The organism is Abiotrophia defectiva ATCC 49176, from assembly GCF_000160075.2.
Lineage (GTDB): Bacteria > Bacillota > Bacilli > Lactobacillales > Aerococcaceae > Abiotrophia > Abiotrophia defectiva.
The window spans coordinates 1,229,999-1,248,573 of the sequence record NZ_KI535340.1; the positions used below are offsets into that span (position 1 = coordinate 1,229,999).

General features: G+C 47.6%; 21 protein-coding genes and 1 tRNA gene. 21 read left to right on the forward strand and 1 reads right to left on the reverse strand.

Translation table 11 applies throughout. From position 1 onward, the window contains the following. The first annotated feature begins 84 nt into the window (after nt 1-84). The 5 genes from GCWU000182_RS05705 to GCWU000182_RS05725 all read left to right on the forward strand — a co-directional run bounded on the left by GCWU000182_RS05705 (nt 85) and on the right by GCWU000182_RS05725 (nt 5,081). The gene (locus tag GCWU000182_RS05705) at nt 85-1,335 is read left to right on the forward strand and encodes an extracellular solute-binding protein (RefSeq protein WP_023391852.1); all 1,251 of its coding nucleotides are present in this window, start codon (nt 85-87) and stop codon (nt 1,333-1,335) included. A gap of 100 nt (nt 1,336-1,435) precedes the next feature. Then, on the forward strand, nt 1,436-2,743 hold the full coding sequence (locus GCWU000182_RS05710) for a sugar ABC transporter permease (protein ID WP_023391853.1): 1,308 nt from the start codon (nt 1,436-1,438) through the stop codon (nt 2,741-2,743). A gap of 2 nt (nt 2,744-2,745) precedes the next feature. Then, nucleotides 2,746-3,597, forward strand: a complete 852-nt coding sequence (locus GCWU000182_RS05715) for a sugar ABC transporter permease (protein WP_023391854.1) — start codon at nt 2,746-2,748, stop codon at nt 3,595-3,597. A gap of 146 nt (nt 3,598-3,743) precedes the next feature. Then, nucleotides 3,744-4,607: a hypothetical protein gene (locus tag GCWU000182_RS05720; protein WP_035364177.1), complete on the forward strand. Its 864-nt coding sequence runs from the start codon at nt 3,744-3,746 to the stop codon at nt 4,605-4,607. Next, nucleotides 4,608-5,081 carry a YaiI/YqxD family protein gene (locus GCWU000182_RS05725; protein ID WP_023391856.1) on the forward strand — a complete coding sequence of 158 codons (474 nt, stop codon included), beginning with the start codon at nt 4,608-4,610 and terminating at the stop codon, nt 5,079-5,081. A 69-nt stretch (nt 5,082-5,150) separates the two neighbouring features. Here the strand turns inward: GCWU000182_RS05725 and GCWU000182_RS05730 are convergent, their stop codons facing one another. Next, nucleotides 5,151-5,936, reverse strand: a complete 786-nt coding sequence (locus GCWU000182_RS05730) for a DeoR/GlpR family DNA-binding transcription regulator (RefSeq protein WP_023391857.1) — start codon at nt 5,934-5,936, stop codon at nt 5,151-5,153. A 187-nt stretch (nt 5,937-6,123) separates the two neighbouring features. On the opposite strand from GCWU000182_RS05730, the gene ulaG reads away from it, so the two are divergent. The 16 genes from ulaG to comGB all read left to right on the forward strand — a co-directional run bounded on the left by ulaG (nt 6,124) and on the right by comGB (nt 18,560). Beyond that, nucleotides 6,124-7,191, forward strand: a complete 1,068-nt coding sequence (ulaG, locus tag GCWU000182_RS05735) for an L-ascorbate 6-phosphate lactonase (protein ID WP_303887228.1) — start codon at nt 6,124-6,126, stop codon at nt 7,189-7,191. A 24-nt stretch (nt 7,192-7,215) separates the two neighbouring features. Continuing rightward, nucleotides 7,216-7,665 carry a PTS sugar transporter subunit IIA gene (locus GCWU000182_RS05740; protein ID WP_023391859.1) on the forward strand — a complete coding sequence of 150 codons (450 nt, stop codon included), beginning with the start codon at nt 7,216-7,218 and terminating at the stop codon, nt 7,663-7,665. Between the two features lies 1 nt (nt 7,666). After that, nucleotides 7,667-9,151, forward strand: a complete 1,485-nt coding sequence (locus GCWU000182_RS05745; RefSeq protein ID WP_023391860.1) for a PTS ascorbate transporter subunit IIC — start codon at nt 7,667-7,669, stop codon at nt 9,149-9,151. 89 nt (nt 9,152-9,240) lie between these two features. Continuing rightward, a complete protein-coding gene (locus GCWU000182_RS05750; RefSeq protein ID WP_023391861.1) occupies nt 9,241-9,528 on the forward strand; it encodes a PTS sugar transporter subunit IIB in 288 nt (95 codons plus the stop codon). A gap of 11 nt (nt 9,529-9,539) precedes the next feature. After that, complete coding sequence (locus GCWU000182_RS05755; protein ID WP_023391862.1) at nt 9,540-10,178, forward strand: 3-keto-L-gulonate-6-phosphate decarboxylase UlaD; 639 nt, start codon at nt 9,540-9,542, stop codon at nt 10,176-10,178. A gap of 3 nt (nt 10,179-10,181) precedes the next feature. Continuing rightward, nucleotides 10,182-11,033, forward strand: coding sequence for an L-ribulose-5-phosphate 3-epimerase (locus tag GCWU000182_RS05760; protein ID WP_023391863.1), 852 nt, complete (start codon nt 10,182-10,184; stop codon nt 11,031-11,033). After that, entirely contained in the window at nt 11,033-11,746 is a 714-nt protein-coding gene (gene araD, locus GCWU000182_RS05765) for an L-ribulose-5-phosphate 4-epimerase AraD (RefSeq protein ID WP_023391864.1), read from the forward strand. Before GCWU000182_RS05760 ends, araD begins: the two co-directional genes overlap by 1 nt. Nucleotides 11,747-11,855: 109 nt before the next feature. Continuing rightward, the gene (locus GCWU000182_RS05770) at nt 11,856-12,512 is read left to right on the forward strand and encodes a hypothetical protein (protein WP_023391865.1); all 657 of its coding nucleotides are present in this window, start codon (nt 11,856-11,858) and stop codon (nt 12,510-12,512) included. A 128-nt stretch (nt 12,513-12,640) separates the two neighbouring features. Beyond that, a complete protein-coding gene (locus GCWU000182_RS05775; protein ID WP_023391866.1) occupies nt 12,641-13,303 on the forward strand; it encodes a hypothetical protein in 663 nt (220 codons plus the stop codon). Between the two features lie 109 nt (nt 13,304-13,412). Beyond that, nucleotides 13,413-13,484 (forward strand) — tRNA-Arg (locus GCWU000182_RS05780). Nucleotides 13,485-13,748: 264 nt separating this feature from the next. Then, complete coding sequence (locus GCWU000182_RS05785; RefSeq protein ID WP_023391867.1) at nt 13,749-14,192, forward strand: HIT family protein; 444 nt, start codon at nt 13,749-13,751, stop codon at nt 14,190-14,192. Continuing rightward, the gene (locus tag GCWU000182_RS05790) at nt 14,192-14,542 is read left to right on the forward strand and encodes a YtxH domain-containing protein (RefSeq protein WP_023391868.1); all 351 of its coding nucleotides are present in this window, start codon (nt 14,192-14,194) and stop codon (nt 14,540-14,542) included. The genes GCWU000182_RS05785 and GCWU000182_RS05790 overlap by 1 nt, the downstream gene beginning before the upstream one ends. 100 nt (nt 14,543-14,642) lie before the next feature. Next, nucleotides 14,643-15,620, forward strand: a complete 978-nt coding sequence (locus GCWU000182_RS05795) for a peptidylprolyl isomerase (RefSeq protein ID WP_023391869.1) — start codon at nt 14,643-14,645, stop codon at nt 15,618-15,620. An 84-nt stretch (nt 15,621-15,704) separates the two neighbouring features. Beyond that, nucleotides 15,705-16,250: a Gx transporter family protein gene (locus GCWU000182_RS05800; protein ID WP_035364182.1), complete on the forward strand. Its 546-nt coding sequence runs from the start codon at nt 15,705-15,707 to the stop codon at nt 16,248-16,250. A 218-nt stretch (nt 16,251-16,468) separates the two neighbouring features. Then, nucleotides 16,469-17,527, forward strand: coding sequence for a competence type IV pilus ATPase ComGA (gene comGA / locus GCWU000182_RS05805; RefSeq protein WP_023391871.1), 1,059 nt, complete (start codon nt 16,469-16,471; stop codon nt 17,525-17,527). After that, the gene (comGB, locus tag GCWU000182_RS05810; protein ID WP_023391872.1) at nt 17,514-18,560 is read left to right on the forward strand and encodes a competence type IV pilus assembly protein ComGB; all 1,047 of its coding nucleotides are present in this window, start codon (nt 17,514-17,516) and stop codon (nt 18,558-18,560) included. Before comGA ends, comGB begins: the two co-directional genes overlap by 14 nt. Nucleotides 18,561-18,575 lie beyond the last annotated feature (15 nt).

Sequence of the window (18,575 nt, forward strand, 5' to 3'; positions counted from 1 at the left end):
TGAAAGCCGTTTCGTTTTGTTGCATAATAAACTTGTAACGTTTGACGAAAGCGTCAACATACTATCTTTAAGGAGGATTTCGTAATGAAATTTAACTGGAAAAAACTTGCAATCGGGACTATGTCTGCAGCCATGGCTTTAGCAGCATTCCCATTCGGCGCAGTGAAAGTTGCAACTGCCCAAGAAGCTAAATTGGTGATCTCTGGTGGGGGCTTAACTGACTACCTCAAAGCAAACATCAAAGACTTCGAAGAGAAAAACAACGTGAAAGTTGAAATCTCTGACAATACTGACATGTTCGGTATGTTAGATGCTTTAGCTTTAGACGGCCCTGCTGGGAACGGTGCAGACGTTTATATCGCACCTAACGACCGTGTAGGTGCTTTAGCAAAAGCTGGTCACTTATCAGAAGTGAAATTATTAGACGACGCTAAGTACGATGACAAAGACAAACAAGGGGTATCCATCGACGGTAAAGTATACGGTGCACCATCTGTTATCGAATCCATCATCATGTACTACAACAAAGACTTATTGAAAGAAGCACCAAAATCTTTCGATGACTTAATGGCTTTATCTAAAGACGACAAGTACAAGTTCGAAGGTGAAGAAGGTAAGAACGTTGCCTTCCTCGGTCAATTGACTAACTTCTACTACAGCTATGGTGTCTTATCTGGTTACGGCGGTTATGTATTCGGCAAAAACGGTACTGATCCTAAAGACATCGGTTTGAACAACGACAAGTCTGTTGAAGCGATCAACTACATCAGCGACTGGTACAAGAATGTATGGCCAAAAGGCATGTTAGACGTTAAGTCTTCTTACGACTTCTTGAAACAATCCTTCATCGATGGTAAGACTGCTGCAGTCATCGCAGGTCCATGGGAAGCTAAAGCCTTCAAAGATGCTAAAGTGAACTTAGGTGCTGCTAAATTACCTTCATTACCTGGCGGTAACGAGTACAAACCATTTGCCGGCGGTAAAGCATGGGTTATCTCAGAATACTCAGAAAACAAAGAATTGGCTCAAAAATTCTTAGACTGGGCATCTTCTGAAGAACAACAAAACAAATTGTACAAAGGCTTCGGCGAAGTTCCTGCTAACCACGTAGCACGTGAAGCAGCAGCTAAAGACGGTAACGAAATTACCAAAGCGGTAATCGACACCTTCGCTAACGCAGTTCCAATGCCAAACATCCCAGAAATGGCTGAAGTATGGCCAGGTGCTGAAAACTTAATCTTCGACGCAGCTTCAGGTAACAAGTCTGCTAAAGAAGCAGCTGACGCAGCGGTAGAATTGATCAAACAAGCGATCGAACAAAAACACGGCGAATAAGCTGACAACTACTCAAGCTGAATGATCTGGTAGCCTTCGGCTACCAGGTCTTTTTGCAAGAGGAGACCGACTATTAAAATATTGAAATGGAGGTATTATTATGGCAGACACGGTTGCACCGCGTCAAGATGAGCGTAAAGCCATGAGCTTGTCTCTGATTCCAGGTCTGGGACAATTCTATAATGGCCAAGCCCTCAAAGGGATTATCTTCCTGGCTTTGACTGCACTCTTTATCTTTGAAATGTTTACCTTCGGTTATGGCGCCCTCGTGGGCTTTGTGACCTTGGGTTCCGTTCCTAAGCAAGACCACTCCCTCTTCCTCTTAATTCGTGGGAGCTTGCAAATCATCATTACCATTATCTTCTTAGCCTTCTATGGGGCTAACATCCTAGACGCGCGTTCCATCGCTCGTAAAATCAACAAGGGCGAGAAAATCTCTAAGACCTTGAAGGAAATGCTCCACAACATCTATGCGGATGGTTTCCCTTATCTCTTAATTATTCCGTCTTATATCTTTATGGCCATTGCCATTGTCTTCCCAGTATTGGTGACGGTATGTACAGCCTTTATTAACTATGACTTCAAACACACGCCACCTGCTAAACTCTTAAACTGGGTAGGGATTGAGAACTTCTGGAACATCTTCAACCTCTCAACCTTCCGTGATGCCTTCATGGCGGTCTTCACTTGGACCTTGATTTGGACCATCTGTGCGACCACCTTACAAATTGTCATTGGGGTCTTCACTGCCATTGTGGCTCACCAACCATTTATCAAGGGCAAACGTATCTTCGGGGTTATCTTCCTCTTACCTTGGGCGGTACCAGCCTTCATTACCATCATGACCTTCTCTAACATGTTCAATGACTCCATCGGGGCCATTAACACGCAGGTTATTCCATTCTTGAACCACTTGATTCCATTTGTGGATCTGCCAACCTTGGCTTGGAAGACCGATCCAAACTGGACCAAGGTAGCCATTATCATGATTCAAGCTTGGTTAGGTTTCCCTTATGTCTATGTCATGACCACTTCTATCCTGCAATCCATTCCTGAAACCCTCTATGAGGCAGCGAAAATTGACGGGGCAGGGGCTATCAAACGTTTCACCGCCATCACCTTACCGGTTATCTTGTCGGTGGCAGCACCAATCTTCATGACCCAATACACCTTCAACTTCAACAACTTCACCATGATCTACCTCTTCAACGATGGGGGTCCGGGTTCTGTTGGGGGCGGTGCCGGGTCAACCGACATCTTGATTTCTTGGATCTATAAGATTACCACCGGCCAATCACCACAATTCTCCATTGCGGCGGCCTTGACCTTGATCATCTCCTTGATCATCATCTCGGTATCCTTATTCGTCTTCAAGAAGACCAACGCCTTTAACATTGAGGAGGCCTAATCATGAAAAATTTGACTAAATCAGCGAAATTTTCCCGTTATGTAGGCCAATTCCTGACCTACTTCTACATGGTTGTCCTCTCTATCATCATCATTTACCCGCTCTTAATCACCGTGAGTTCGGCCTTTAAGGCAGGGAACGTGACCGCCTTCTCCCTAGACTTGGGGATGCAATGGTCCTTGGACAACTTCACCCGTCTCTTCAACGAGACCAAGTACCTATCTTGGTACCGTAACACCTTGTTCGTCGCAACGACTACCATGGTGGTGCAAGTCTTCGTTGTCACCTTGGCAGGTTATGCTTACAGCCGTTACAACTTCATGGGCCGTAAGAAATCCTTGCTCTTCTTCTTAATCGTGCAAATGGTGCCAACCATGGCTGCCTTGACTGCCTTCTACGTTATGGCTGTCTTGCTCAACGCCCTCAACCAATTCTGGTTTCTCTCTCTGATCTACATCGGTGGTGGGATTCCAATGAACACCTGGTTGATGAAGGGTTACTTCGATACCGTGCCTTACGACTTGGATGAATCTGCTAACCTTGACGGGGCAGGCCACTTCAGGATCTTCTGGCAAATCGTCTTGCCATTGGTTCGCCCAATGATCGCCGTGCAAGCCCTCTGGGCCTTCATGGGACCATTCGGGGACTACCTCTTGGCTAAGTTCTTGCTGCGTAAGGAAGAGTCTTATACTGTCGCAGCCGGTTTGCAAACTCTGATTGCGGACCAACGTAACCAACGGGTTGCGCTTTTCGCGGCCGGTGCTATCTTAATCGCCGTGCCAATCTCAGCCCTCTTCTTCATGTTACAGAAGAACTTCGTGACCGGTTTGGTCAACGGGGGGACCAAGGGCTAATATTAGCACTTTATGGGGCAGGAAGCTTTTCCTGTCCTTTTTGTTTAGCGGGGGAAGTCTTCCCTCATGACCTCTCGGCCTGGTTTTCCAGCGGGTGCCTTTATGGTATACTAGAGAGGTAGAATTCAATGAAAGTAGGAACCCGGATGTCCACAAAAGCATTTCCCCTTAATTACTTTGCCGCCATGGCAGGGCCAGTGTCGGCCTTCAAGGAGCGGCAACCCCTCAAACTCAGACAGACCCTAGCTGTGATTCTCTTGATTATTAGCGTCATGATTCTGCCCATTGCGGTTAAGATTGGCCAGCTCAAGATTGTCAGCCTAGATCAATTTGCTTCCCAGTCTATGGCCCTGCTAGACGACCAAGTAGCGGAGCAACTGTCTCATTATGCGACAAGTCCCCAAGGTCAGCTGGTCATGCCTAGCCAAGACATCAGTCTGCGTGACGATGACCAGGGCCGTGTCATGCTCCTGGCTAAAGATGATAGCCAGCAGCTAGAAGCTAGCCTGGCAGGCAAGGCGGGGGTAGCCTTCACACCTGAACGTTTCGTGGTGACGGCGGCAGGCAATCGCTTCTTGTCCCAGCCTTATGACCCAGAAGCTGACTTTAGACCGGCTACTAGCGCCGACAGTCTCAACCGGCTCCTATCTGGCCAGTGGTTCCAAAATAATCGCCTAGCCGTTATTCTGACCATCTTCATTAATTCCTGGCTCTTGCTAGCGGTCAGCTTCCTGATTATGCTCTTTGGTGTGGCGGGCTTCCTGTCCTTTATGAAATTCACGGATATCTTCTCCATTAAGTCTTATGGCCAGGCCTTCCGGGTCTGCCTCAACTGCTTCGGTTGGCCAACCTTGGTGGCCGTCCTGGTAGGCTTTGTGACGGGCAACCCGGCCCATGTCCTAACTGGATTGGGCATTGCCTTTATGGCCATGATTATGTGGGTTTACTGGGCGACGCATTTCCAAGATGCCTATGTAGAAGCCAAATTGGCGGCCCAGGAGGATAAGTAGATGCGGATTCTGCTGGATGGGGATGCCTGTCCTGTTAAGGCCGAGGCCATTAGCCTAGCCGCCAAATGGGGCTTGACAGTCATCATCGTGGCCTCCTATAACCACGTCAGCAAGACCGATTATCCTGCCCATGTCCAGACGGTTTATGTGGAGCGAGGTGCCGACCAGGCCGACTATAAGATTGTGGCCTTGGTCCAGGCGGGCGATATTGTGGTCACCCAGGACTATGGTCTGGCGACCATTCTCCTTAACAAGGCCATTGTCTTGCATCACATGGGCTGGCGCTACCGGCCAGAAGCCATGGACCAGCTCCTGACCCAACGTTATATGGGCCAGGTCAGCCGACGTAAGACGGGACGCTACGCAGGCAAGGGGCCCAAGCCCTTTGGCCGCCAGGACCGGGAGCGTTTCTCGGCCTCGCTAGAAGCCATCATTAAACAAGCAAAGCAAGAAGAAAAGGGAGCCAGCCAGTGAGCTTGCTCCCTTTTGCTATATAAAAAATCAAGCCCCACTTGCTAGTCTTAAGCAAGTGGGGCTTGGGCATTAGCTGGCTTCATCAATTTGAATGACGGTCACGCCGGCCTCTTCGATTTCCTTGAGGAGGGCAGGGTCGCCATAGGTGTCGGTGATGAGGATGTCGATCTTTTGAATGCCGGCTACCTGGAAGTTGGAGGTGACACCAATCTTGCGGTAGTCAGCCACCACGATGACCAGGCCGTGGGAGTTCTGGACCATGAGTTGGTTGACCTTGGACTCCCGGAAGTCGCCGGTGGTAATGCCGACTTGGGCGTTAATGCCGGAGCAGCCCATAATGCAGATATTGGCATTGATATGGCGCAGAGAATCAGCCGCCAGTTCGCCGACCAGGGCCGCCTTAGGAAAATGAATCTCGCCCCCTGACAGGATAATGGTTGAACTTGGGTGCATTTCCTGTTCGCTCATGCGCAGGTTGTTAGTGACCACCGTGACTGGCGTCTCCTTGAGATAGTCCATGACGTGCATGGCGGTGGTGGAGGTGTTCATATAAATGGTCATCTTTTCTTCTATATAAGTAGCGGCTTTTTCAGCGATGGCCTGCTTGATTTGTTCGATATGGGGATTTTGGGTATCACCTTCAAAAAAGGGCACCTCATTGAGGATGGCATAACCATGGTGGCGTTCGATAATACCCATCTTAGCCAGCAGGTTCAAGTCGCGCCGCACCGTCATAGTAGACACCTTGGCCAATTGGGCTAGGCTTTCGACGGTTAGACTCTTGCTGGGTGATTGGTTGAGGGCCTGAATCATCAAATCACGCCGTTGACGAACATCTTGGACGGAACGTTTCATGGTGGACACTTCTTTCTAGTAATTTCTAACCATATCTTACCACAAAACAAGCATAAAACAAACATTGAACACACTAAAAGCACATTAAATGTTAAAACGAACATAAAATTAGCTTGTAAGCGGTCTCTGATTACGTTATCATAGACATGTAAACATCGCTAGACACAAGTTAATGGAGGTAATAATGATGAGAACAATCCAAGATGTAACAAAGGATACTTGGTTGCGCGAGACCTTCCCAGAGTGGGGAACTTGGCTCAACGAAGAAATTCGTGACAAACAAGTAGAGCCAAATTCTTTCGCTATGTGGTGGTTAGGCTGTACCGGGATTTGGATCAAATCCGATCAAGGCACCAACATCCTTTGCGACCTCTGGACCGGTACAGGTAAACGCAGTCACGGGGCCGGCAACATGAAGAAAGGCCACCAAATGATGCGTATGTCCGGGGTAGAAAAACTCCAACCAAACTTACGTAACCAACCATTCGTCCTAGATCCATTCGAAATCGAAGGCGTGGACGCTTTAGTGGTCACTCACATCCACTCTGACCACTTAGACATTAACACCGCCGCTGCTGTGGCTAAGAACTGCCCAGAGGCTAAATTCGTGGGTCCTAAAGCCGTGGTCGATACCTGGCTCAAATGGGGTGTCCCGGCAGAACGTACTGTGGTAGTACGTCCTAACGAATCGGTTAAGATCAAAGACATCGAAGTGGTCGCTTTAGAAGCCTTCGACCGGACCGCCTTAGTGACTTGGGATGGTGACCCTGAATATGAACTCAAGGGTAAAATGCCACAAGACATGGACCTAATCGCCGTTAACTACCTCTTCAAAACTTCAGGTGGTAACATCTACCATGCCGGCGACTCTCACTTCTCTAACATGTTCGCTAAACACGGTAATGAACACAAGATTGATGTCTGCTTAGGGGCCTTCGGGGAAAACCCGCGTGGGATTACCGATAAGATGACCTCTGTAGATATCTTGCGTATGGCTGAGTGCTTGAATGCCCGCGTAGTCATCCCAGTTCACCACGACATCTGGACTAACTTCATGGCGGACACCGATGAAATCTTAGCCCTCTGGAACATGAAGAAAGATCGCCTGCAATATGACTTCCAACCATTTATCTGGCAAGTAGGGGGTCAATACAACTACCCACAAGACTTGAACAAGTTGGAATTCAACTTCTACCGTGGCTTCGACGATGCCTTCAGCAAGGAAAACGACGTGCCATTCCCATCCTTCTTATAAGACTGAACTAGAGGAGACTGACTAATGTTAAGAGAAATTATTGACGGTAATCGTTTCAGCTTCCAGGCTGGCTACGATTCCTGGGAAGATGCCATTCGCGCTGCCTGTGAGCCCCTAGTGGCTCAGGGCGTGATTGAGCCAGAATATCCAGGCTATATCATTGCCAACGTCCACGAATTTGGACCTTACATCGTGATTGCGCCGGACATCTGCATTCCCCATGCCCAAGAGGGAAGAGGGGTGAATGAAACCGCCGTTGCCTTTATGAATACAGACAAGCCAGTGGACTTCGGTCCTGGCGCTGATTTCCAACCTCGTCTTTTCTTCGTCTTAGCATCTACAGACAATGACAAGCACTTGGAAAACCTCTCTGAACTCGTGACCTTGCTCGATTCAGAAGAAGTGGTTGAGGCCTTTGTTAAGGCCCGCAGCAAGGAAGACTTACAATCTATTTTAGAGGGATTAGGTGAATAATATGGAATTTTTATTCGGTTTCTGGCAATTTTTCTATGCCAACATCTTTACCAAGCCTGAATACTTTGTCGGGCTGATTGTCTTAGTTGGTTATTTACTCTTGGGCCGCAAATGGTATGATGCCTTAGCTGGTTTCATCAAAGCCGTGGTCGGTTATATGATCTTGAACGTGGCAGCCGGTGGTTTGGTTTCTAACTTCCGTCCAATCTTGGTCGCTTTGGCTGACCGTTTCCAATTACAAGCAGCGGTTATCGACCCTTACTTCGGGCAAGCTGCGGCTGAAGCAGCCTTGAAAGAAGCAGGTCACGCCACTGGTTTGACCGTGCAAGTGCTCTTAGTGGCCTTCTTGGCTAACTTAGCCTTAGTTATCTTCCGTCGTATCACCAAGGTGCGTACCGTCTTCATTACCGGTCACATCATGGTTCAACAATCAGCAACTGCTACCTGGCTCTTAGCCTTGGCTTTGGGCAATGACGTTAACCAATTACAATTCGTGGTAGTGTTAGGGATTGTGCTTGGGGTTTACTGGGCAGTGGCTTCTAACCTTACCGTGGAACCTACCCAAGAACTCACTCAAGGTGGGGGCTTCGCTATCGGTCACCAACAAATGTTTGGTGTTTGGTTAACTGACAAATTGGCTCCAAAACTCTCTGGTAAGAACGACCGTAAGATCGAAGATTTGGAATTGCCTGGTTTCTTATCTATCTTCAAGGAATCCATCGTGGCAACTTCTATCTTGATGATTGTCTTCTTCGGTGCCATCCTCTTAATCTTAGGTAAAGACTACTTAGTCAGCGTCAACGGGCAAGAAATTCTCAAGCTCAAGATGACCACTCTCAAAGAAACAGACGACTTCTTCTTCTACATCATGAAGGTAGCCTTGACCTTCACCGTTTACATCCAAGTCTTGCAACTTGGGGTGCGCATGTTCGTTGCTGAATTGTCTGAAGCCTTCCAAGGGATCTCTAACAAACTCTTGCCAGGTTCTATGCCAGCGGTTGACTGTGCGGCTGTCTACGGTTTTGGTTCACCAAACGCCGTGACCATCGGTTTCCTCTTCGGGGTATTAGGTCAATTAGTGGCTATCATCGGTTTGATTGTCTTCAAGAGCCCTGTCTTCATCATCACTGGGTTCGTACCTGTCTTCTTCGACAACGCGACCTTCGCTGTCTATGCTAACCACAAGGGTGGCTTACGCGCCGCTTCTATCTTAACCTTCGCTTCTGGGGTCATCCAAGTATTGGGTGGGGCCTTGGCAGCAGGTGCCTTCGGCTTAGCTAAATTCGGCGGTTGGCACGGTAACTTCGACTGGGACACTGTCTGGGTTGGGTTCGGTTTCTTAATGCAAAACTTACACTATGTAGGTTTAGGCGTCGTATTGGTGATCCTCTTGGCAATTCCTCAATTGCAATACCTCAAGAACAAGGAACACTACTTCACGATCGCAGAAGATTACGAAGCCTATTTAGAAGCAAAAGAAGCTTAATCGTAGTATAATAAAAACGTGGATGGCTTGACTGCGCTTACACCGGTCAAGCCATACCAATTTAAGAATGAAAAAGGAGCGAATAAAAAATGAAAGTATTAGCAGCATGTGGTTCAGGGATGGGTTCAAGCCAAATTATTAAGATGAAGATTACCAACGTCTTCCGCAAAATCGGAGTGCCTTTGGAAATTCATCACTGTGCGATTGCCGAAGCAAAATCCTTGGCTAAGGGCTATGATGTGGTTATCTGCTCCAAAGCCTTAATCGATGTCTTCGATGGCTTAGACTTACCAAACACCAAAGTTATTGGCTTACAAAACCTCTTATCTGAAAAAGAAATCACTGAGAAATTAGCTGAAAACGGCATTGGTGCCTAAGGAGGTTAACCATGGGAATTCCTAATTTACAAGTTGCCTTAGACCATTCTAATCGTCCTGATGCCGTAGCGGCTGCTGTATCGGTTGGCCATGAAGTTGACATTATCGAAGCGGGGACTGTTCTCTTACTGGAAGTAGGGGGCGAAGTGGTTCAAACCCTACGTAACATCTTCCCTGACAAAATCATTGTCGCTGACACCAAGTGTGCCGATGCGGGTGGGACGGTCGCTAAGAACGTGGCTAAGTACGGGGCTGACTGGATGACCTGTATCTGTTGCGCCACCATTCCAACCATGAAGGCCGCAGCCAAAGAAGTCAAAGAAATCCAAGTCGAACTTTACGGTGACTGGACTTATGAGCAGGCTCAACAATGGCTAGACGCTGGTATCAGCCAAGCCATCTACCACCAAAGTCGTGATGCCCTCCTAGCAGGTGAAACCTGGGGTGAGCGCGACCTAAGCAAGGTTAAGAAATTAATCGAAATGGGCTTCCGGGTTTCTGTAACCGGCGGGCTTAACGTGGATACCTTGGAACTCTTCCGTGGCGTTGATGTCTACACCTTCATCGCCGGTCGTGGCATTACGGAAGCAGCAGATCCTGCTGCCGCAGCCCGCGAGTTCAAGGACAAGATTCGCGAGATTTGGGGTTAGGCTATGACAACATTTGGTATTTATGAGAAGGCCCTACCTAAGGGCATTTCCTGGCAAGAGCGGCTAGAGCTAGCGGCTTCTCTGGGCTTTGACTTCGTTGAAATGTCCATTGACGAGACCGACGAGCGTCTGGCTCGCCTGCAATGGACCGACCAAGAGATTGAAGCCGTCAACCAAGCTCAACGCTCAACAGGCGTCCGCATCTATTCCATCTGCTTATCCGGCCATCGCCGCTATCCATTTGGGTCGGCTGATCCTGCTAAGCGCCAAAAGGCCTTGGACATGATGCAGGAATGTGTGGACCTAGCTGTTAAGTTAGGCGTCCGCAATATCCAACTGGCCGGCTATGATGTCTACTATGAAGACAAGACTGTGCTGTCGCGTGAGCTCTTTATCGAGAACCTAGACAAGGCAGTTAAGATGGCGGCTGCCAAACAAGTCATGCTGTCAATCGAGATTATGGATGATCCCTTCATCAACTCCCTGTCTAAATTCATGGAAATTAAGCAACAAATCAAGTCACCATGGCTGCAAGCCTATCCTGACCTGGGTAACTTGTCTGCTTGGCCAGAAAACAATCCAGGTTACGAACTAGAGAAGGGCATTGACCACATTGTAGCTGTCCATGTCAAGGACACCAAGAATGTGACCCCGGACTTCCCAGGCCAATTCAAGTGTGTGCCATGGGGTGAGGGTGATGTCGACTTCTTAGGCTGCCTTAAGACCCTTAAGCGCTTAGGCTATGAAGGCACCTTCCTCTTCGAAATGTGGAGTGAGACCGACGACCAGCCAGCTGAACGTATCAAGGAAGCACAAGCCTTCTTGAAACCAATCTTTGAGGAGGCAGGATACTAATGAATCGTGAAGAAATCATTGCTAAAATGAAAGAACGCGTCTTCAATGCCAACTTGCAATTGCCTGAATGGGGCTTGGTCCAATTAACTTGGGGTAATGCCTCTGAAGTTAACCGCGACTTAGGCGTCATAGTCATCAAGCCAAGTGGTGTTGACTACAAGCAGATGACACCTGACCAAATGGTTGTGACTGACTTAGACGGCAAGCCACTGGAGGCCGATAGCTATCGCCCATCCTCTGACCTGCCAACCCATGTGGTGCTTTATAAGGCCTTTCCTGGCGTCAATGCCGTGGTTCATACCCACAGCAAGTACGCGGTTTGTTGGGCTCAAGCTGGGCGCGATTTGCCTTGCTACGGGACCACACATGCTGATACCTTCTATGGGCCAGTGCCCTTAACCCGGCATTTGACTGAGACAGAAGTGGCGGAAGCCTACGAAGTCAATACTGGGGTGGTCATTGCGGACACCTTCAAGGAAGGCAACTTGGATCCATTGGCAGTACCAGGTGTCTTGGTTCAAGGACATGGACCTTTCACTTGGGGGCCAAGTATTCAAAAGGCCATCGAGAACAGCTTGGTATTGGATGAGGTCTGCCATATGGCCCTGGAAACAGAAGCCATTAACCCAGATATTCAACCTCTACCACAATATGTGCTGGATAAACATTATTTCCGTAAACACGGGGCTAATGCCTACTACGGACAAAAATAAGCAAAACAAGGCTAGGACAAGGGTCCTAGCCTTTTCTATGAATCTCATCTTGTATTATGATTCTCAATAAGATATAATTAAATTATCAATATGTAAAGGTGGTCATTGAATGAAAAAAGTTCTCCTATCTGCAGCTTTTGCCTTAAGCTTAGTTGGCGCCCTAGCTCCAACCGTCTTGGTAACAGCAGAAAGTTCATCAAGTTCCTCCAGCGCTTCTAGCGAGGCTGCTTCCTCTAGCTCAGCAGAAGCTTCAAGCAAGAAAAAATCTCATTCAGAAGCGGACAAGGCTAACTGGGGTAAGCGCAGCACACCAGTTCCTTTAGGTGAAGAAAAGGAAGTTCAATATAAAGACTATATTGGAGGTAAAAAGGTTGATGTAAAGGCTAAGCTTTCCGTCTTAGAAGTTCTCAAGGGCAAAGAAGCTGAAGCTAAACTATTAGAGTTTGAAAGCTATAACAAAGAAGCCATCAAAAAATTGGATAGTAATTATGAGTTAAACTTGATTAAACTCAAATTTGTTTATGAGAAGGGCGACGAAGATGAGCCTTTAAAAACGCCTTACCGACCAAAAGTATTTGATGCCAAAGGTAAGGAAGTTAAGGTGGATTTCTATGCGGATGTGCCAAACGAGAAGAAGTTCTCCGATATTGAACTCTATCCAGGTAGTGACCATGAAGGGTATGTGGTAGTAGCTGTTCCTAAAGGTGGCGACTATTCAATTTCCTATGACTTAGGCAAGCCTGTTTTCTTCAGCACGACTAAGTAATAGACGCAGACAAGTCCGGCTAGGGCAAGAGCCTGAGCCGGGCTTTCTGATTGACAGTCAAGACTTTATTGTCAGGCAATTGGCAAGAAGCTATCATCAATTTATTAAGATGTAAAGGTGGTTATGGAATGAAAAAACGACTCCTATCAGCAGTTTTGGCCTTAAGCCTAGTAGGTGCTGTGGCCCCAACATTCTCGGTGGCAGCTGAAAGCTCTTCAAGTTCTTCTAGCACTTCTAGCGAAGCTGCTTCCTCTGGCTCAACAGAATCTTCCAGCCAGAAGAAAACTCATTCAGAAGCCGATAAAGACAAGTGGGGCAAGCTTGACAGCCCTGTTCCTCTAGGACAAGAAAAGGCAATGACTTACAAGGAATTTTTTGGTGACCAAAGGAAGACAATCACCGTTAAACTTACAGTTCTAGAAGTTCTTAAGGGTAAAGAAGCACAAGATAAATTACTAGAATTTGATGATTCAAATCAAGCTGACATTGACAAGTTGGATAGTAAGTATGAATATCATCTAATTAAGGTCAAGTTAGTCTATGAAAAAGGCGACGAAGATTATCCTTTAGACACTATCGAAATGTTTCCAAGAGTTTTTGATCTTAAGGGTAAGGAAATTAAGCAAGAGGTCTTTCCAAGCATTCCAAAAGAGCGCATGTTTTTAGATTATAGTCTCTTTCCTGGTGCTGAACATGAAGGCTATATCGCGATTATGGTCCCAAAAGACAGTGATTATAGGGTCTCCTTCGACCTTAGCGACCCTGTTTTCTTCAGCACAACTAAGGAGTAAGATGATTCAGTCCGGATGGGGCCAAGCCTCGTCCGGGCTCTTCTTATGCCAAAATTCCAGGGAAAGACCTTGCCAAAAACCACCTTCTGTGGTAAGATAATCAAGTACTGTCGCCGTAGTGTAAAGGATATCACACAAGATTCCGGTTCTTGTAATGGGGGTTCGATTCCCTCCGGCGATGTATGGATACGATTATACGTGATTATACGTAATCAAAAAGCCCGATTTTACGGGCTTTTCGTTTATACGTGATTGTACGTGTGTAATTCATCTTACACAAAAATTACACAGTCAGCTAATTAAAAAGCTCCGCTAGTCGTAATGGTTGGCGGAGTTCTTTTTTGTAGCTCCCTCACCAGAGACAAATCTCTCCCAATCCTTTTCCATACACTTTCACCTATATTTATGGTAGACTAGCATCATAGAATGTGAGGAGGCGACTGCCATGACAGATTGTATTTTTTGCAAGATAATTGAAGGCCAGATTCCCAGTGCCAAGGTCTATGAAGATGAGGATGTCTACGCCTTTTTAGATATTACCCAGGTGACGCCGGGCCATACCCTGGTGATTCCTAAGACTCATGTGGCTAATATTTTTGAATATGATGAGGACTTGGCGACTAAGGTCATGACCAAGCTGCCTAAGATTAGCCGGGCAGTCCGCCGTGCCTTTCCTGATATGTTGGGGCTTAATATCCTCAATAACAATGGTCAGGCGGCTGGCCAGACTGTTTTCCACTCTCATATTCACCTGATTCCTCGCTATCAAGGGGACAGCGATGGCTTTGGCTGGTCCTTCGCCGACAACAGCAAGTCTTACACATCAGAAGAATTTAGCGCTCGGGCGGCTGCCATTGCCAGCGCCTTAGCACAAGAGGAGGAAGCATAATGGGTAAATTTACACGCGGGTTCGTCTTAGGCGCCTTGGCGGCTGGGGCTTGGACGCTATTTAATGTCAAACAAGATGGGGCGACTACTCGCCGCCAGCTTAAGTCTTATGTCAATGATTTCTGTCAGGATAGCCAACAATTGGGGCAAGATACTTGCCGTATTCGCCGGGCCTTGCACGATGTCACTGACAAGGGCTTGCCACTCTTACAGTCAACGGTAGGGGAAGTACAGACTCTCTTCCGTCGTTTTCAGGAATCCAATGGGCCCCGCATCCGTCGCACCCAAGAAAAAGTTGAAAAACTTAACTCGGATTTAGAAGAAGCCCAGGAAAATGTGAAAAATTCATAATCTTTTCATGGATTTTCGACTTCTTCATACTCATTTCATGGTAAATGTGGTATAGTAGTACAGTAATCAAAAATTTAAAGTTATATAGGGGATTGATTAAATGAAAAAAACAACTCTTAACCGCATGATGGCTTTTGCCTCAGTATTGGTTTTATCAGGTGCTGTTGCCAATACAGCAACTGTTGCTTATGCGCAAGACAACATTGCCACTGTAGGTGACCAAACTATTACCAAGGAAGATCTCTACAACCAAATGAAAAAAGACGCGGGTTTAGTTACCTTGCGTTCTATGATCTTACAAAAGGTATTGGAAATGAACGCCTCTAACGCTGCTGACCTCAAGAAGCAAGCCGAAGATGAAGTCGCTAAGCAAATTGATAAAGTGGGTGGCGAAGAGAAGTTCCAAGAACTCTTAACCTACCAAAAATTAGGTTCAGTTGAAGACTTCAAGAACCAAATCTACATCCGCAACCTCTTCAACGAAGTGGTTTCTAAGCAAATCGACCAATCCGATGCAACCATCGAAGACTACTACAACAACACTTACCAACCTAAGATGGAAGCTCAACACATCTTGGTTGACACTGAAGAAGAAGCAAAAGACATCATCTCTAAATTAGATGCTGGCGAAAACTTCGACGAATTAGCAAAGACCTACTCTAAAGACGGGTCTGCGCAACAAGGGGGTCTCTTATCACCTTTCACTTCAGGTCAAATGGTTAAGGAATTTGAAGATGGGGTTAAGGGTCAAGCTAATGGCGAATACACCAAGACACCAGTTAAAAGTAAGTTCGGTTACCACATCATCAAGACCATCAACAATGGGGAGAAGAAACCATTTGCTGACATCAAAGACGATGTGAAGAAAGAATACCTTGACAGCAAGCTTAAAGACCAAAAATTCTCTTACAAGATTATTGGGAAATTAATCGAAGCAGCTAAGGTTCAAATCGACGACGCTGACTTGAAGGATGCAGTCAAAGAGTTAGTAGACTTAGCTAACCAACCAGATGACGTAAGCAGCCAAGATGCGCCATCAACCACTCCGGATGCTTCAAGCGAGTCTTCAAGCAACTAATTGGCTCTTTAATTGACTTTTGCGCCTTAGGCTGACTAGGGCGCAATTTTTCTATTTAATCTCGGCTTAGAAAGGAGGGTGCCCATGCAGCGCCACGGCCATCGAATGTTGGTCTATCTCTCGCTTTTGGTCGCCCAAGGGGTGGTCATTAGCATATTTGAACGTATGTTGCCGTCGCCTTTTGTCTTTGCGCCGGGGGCCAAACTAGGTTTGGCCAATATTGTGACGCTCTTGGCCCTTTTCACCTTGACGCCACGCCAGAGTTTTCAGGTAGTTAGCCTGCGACTCCTAGTCACCCTCCTGGTAGGGGGGACCTTCTCCATGTTCTTCTATTCCTTGGTGGGTTCCTACCTGTCCTTCGGGGCCATGCTCTTAGTTAAGCAGCTGGGGCCTAAGCGGGTTTCGGTCATCGGCCTTTCCATACTGGGGGGCATGCTCTTCAATGTAGGCCAGTTGTCAGTAGCCGCCTGGTTCGCCCGCTCTTGGACCCTCTTCAACTATCTGCCCTGGCTCAGCCTAGGGGGCTGCCTGGCCGGGCTAGCCGTCGGGGTCTTGGGCTACTATCTCTTGGAAAATAATCACACCTTACAATACTACCAGCAGGTCAGCCAACAGGAGACCTGGTTTTAGCAGGATGGGACTTAGGTCCCGTCCTTTTTTATTGCATATATAATATTTGTATATTACTTAAATAAGAAAAATAAAATATTCTTTGGTTTTAGATTCTAGGAATTCCGCTAAAATTCAGCTGTCCCATCCTCATATTGCCAAACAATATTCCGAACCCCCTAAATTTTTTCGGATAAAAGTGCCCCTTTTTGGGTATTTATAAGTGAGGGGGAAATTCTATGTCCTTAGCAATTGAAGAACAAGCCCATGATCTCATTGTTAAAGCCGTCTCCCAAGGTGTATCCGACATCCACTTGATGCCCAAGCCTGACCACTATGTCCTTTACTTTCGTCTCAATGGTCTCTTGCATGAAGAGGGCCGTCAGGACCTGGACTGGGGCAAGCGGCTCATCAATTACTTCAAGTATCGGGCGGATATGGATGTGGGGGAGAAGCGCAAGCCCCAGTCGGGCGCATGCCATCTAGAACTAGAAGGACAGGCTGTGGAATTGCGTTTTTCAACTATCGGGGATGTCCACCTGCAAGAGTCTTTGGTCATTCGGGTCATCCAGTCACAAGCGCATCAAGGCGGGCCCTTGCTGACTTATTTTCCCAAGGACCTAGACATTCTAAGGCGCTTAATCCGACGCAAGTCGGGTCTCATCCTCTTCTCGGGTCCAGTGGGTTCGGGCAAGACGACCACCATCTATCACCTGCTTAGAGAACGACTGGATCAGGAGTCTATTCAGGTGATTACCATGGAAGATCCGGTGGAAATCTTCGAGCCCCGTTTTCTACAGACCCAGATAAATGAAGCGGCTGGTATCTCTTATGATGTCATGATTAAGGCTAGCCTCCGTCATCATCCGGATGTCTTAATGATTGGCGAAATCCGGGACGAGGAGACGGCCCGCATGGTCATCCGGGGTGCCTTGACCGGGCACTTGATGATTGCGACCGTCCATGCCAAGGATAGCTTGGGCGTCATGGCGCGTTTGGCTGAGCTTAGTATTAGTCAGGCTCAGCTGACCCAGACCTTGATTGGCATTGTCAGTCAACGACTGATTCCGCGCTATTGCAGCCTCTGCCAAGCCAGTTGTCAGTTAGCCTGCCAACATCACCCAGTTGGGGCTAAGCGCTTGGCCTTGCTAGAGATTCTGTCAGGACCGGCCTTGCGCCAACATCTGACCCAGGAACTGGCAGCGCCTGCCTATCAGACCCTGAATGACAAGTTGAGAAAGGCGTGGTCCTATGGCTTCATCGATGGGAAGGCCTACCTGCAATTTGAAGTGGTTTGAGCGGCTCAACCAACCCAAGAAGCTGCCCCTAGTCCAACAAGCCTATGTCTTGTCGGTTCTGGCGGATTTGTTGGGTCAGGGCTTTGCCTTAAGTACGGCCCTGCAATTCCTGGCCCTCTTAATGCCTAAGTATCAGGCTTTGCTTCTGAAGGTGGATGCGGCCTTAGTAGAAGGGCAGAGTTTAGAAAAGTCCCTGGCCCAATTAGGCTTTGGGACCAAAATCGTGGCTCAACTCTTCTATGCCAGTCGTCAGAATCGCCTGCAGCAAGCCTTAGTTCAAGCAGCTCAGCGCCTAGATCAGGCCCGGCTCTTCCGTAAGGAAATGGCCAAGCAATTGGCCTATCCGGGTATGATGGGACTCTGTCTGGTGGGTATGCTTTTCGGCATGCGGACCTTTATCTTGCCCCAGGTCACCAGCTTTATTAGCCAGGAGGTTTATGAGCGGGAATGGCTAGTCCGCTTCTTAATTGGCTTTTTCACCTATTTGCCCCAACTGTCCTTGGTCTTACTGGCAGTGGGCTTGCTAGGTCTGGGAGTAGGGGGACTACTCCTGCAAAAAGCCTCTTACCTCAAGCGCTATGCCTGGTTGAGACCCTTGCCGCTTCTAGGCAAGTGGTTGTCCTGGCAGCTAACCCAGCAGGTGGCCTACGAGTTAGGCTACTTCCTGGCAGGCGGTCTGTCCCTCCAACAAATGTTGCAGGTCTGGATGGACTATCCAGTCGATCCTTTTCTGGCTGAACTAGCCCATTATCTGATGACCGGCTGTCTGGAGGGAAGGCCTCTAACCCAACAGATGAGCCAGCTAGGTCTCTTCACTCGCCAATTCCCTCTCATTATTGAGCAGGGTGAATTGACCAGCCAACTATCAGCCAAATGCCTAGTCTATGCGGACAAATTGGGTCGGGATTTGCAGGAAGATATGACCAAGAAAATCCACTTTATCCAGCCTATTCTCTTTATCTTTATCGGCTTGCTGGTGGTGGCCATGTACTTGGTTATGATGCTGCCTATGTTGACTATTCAGGGCTTGTAGTTTTGCGCAAGGACA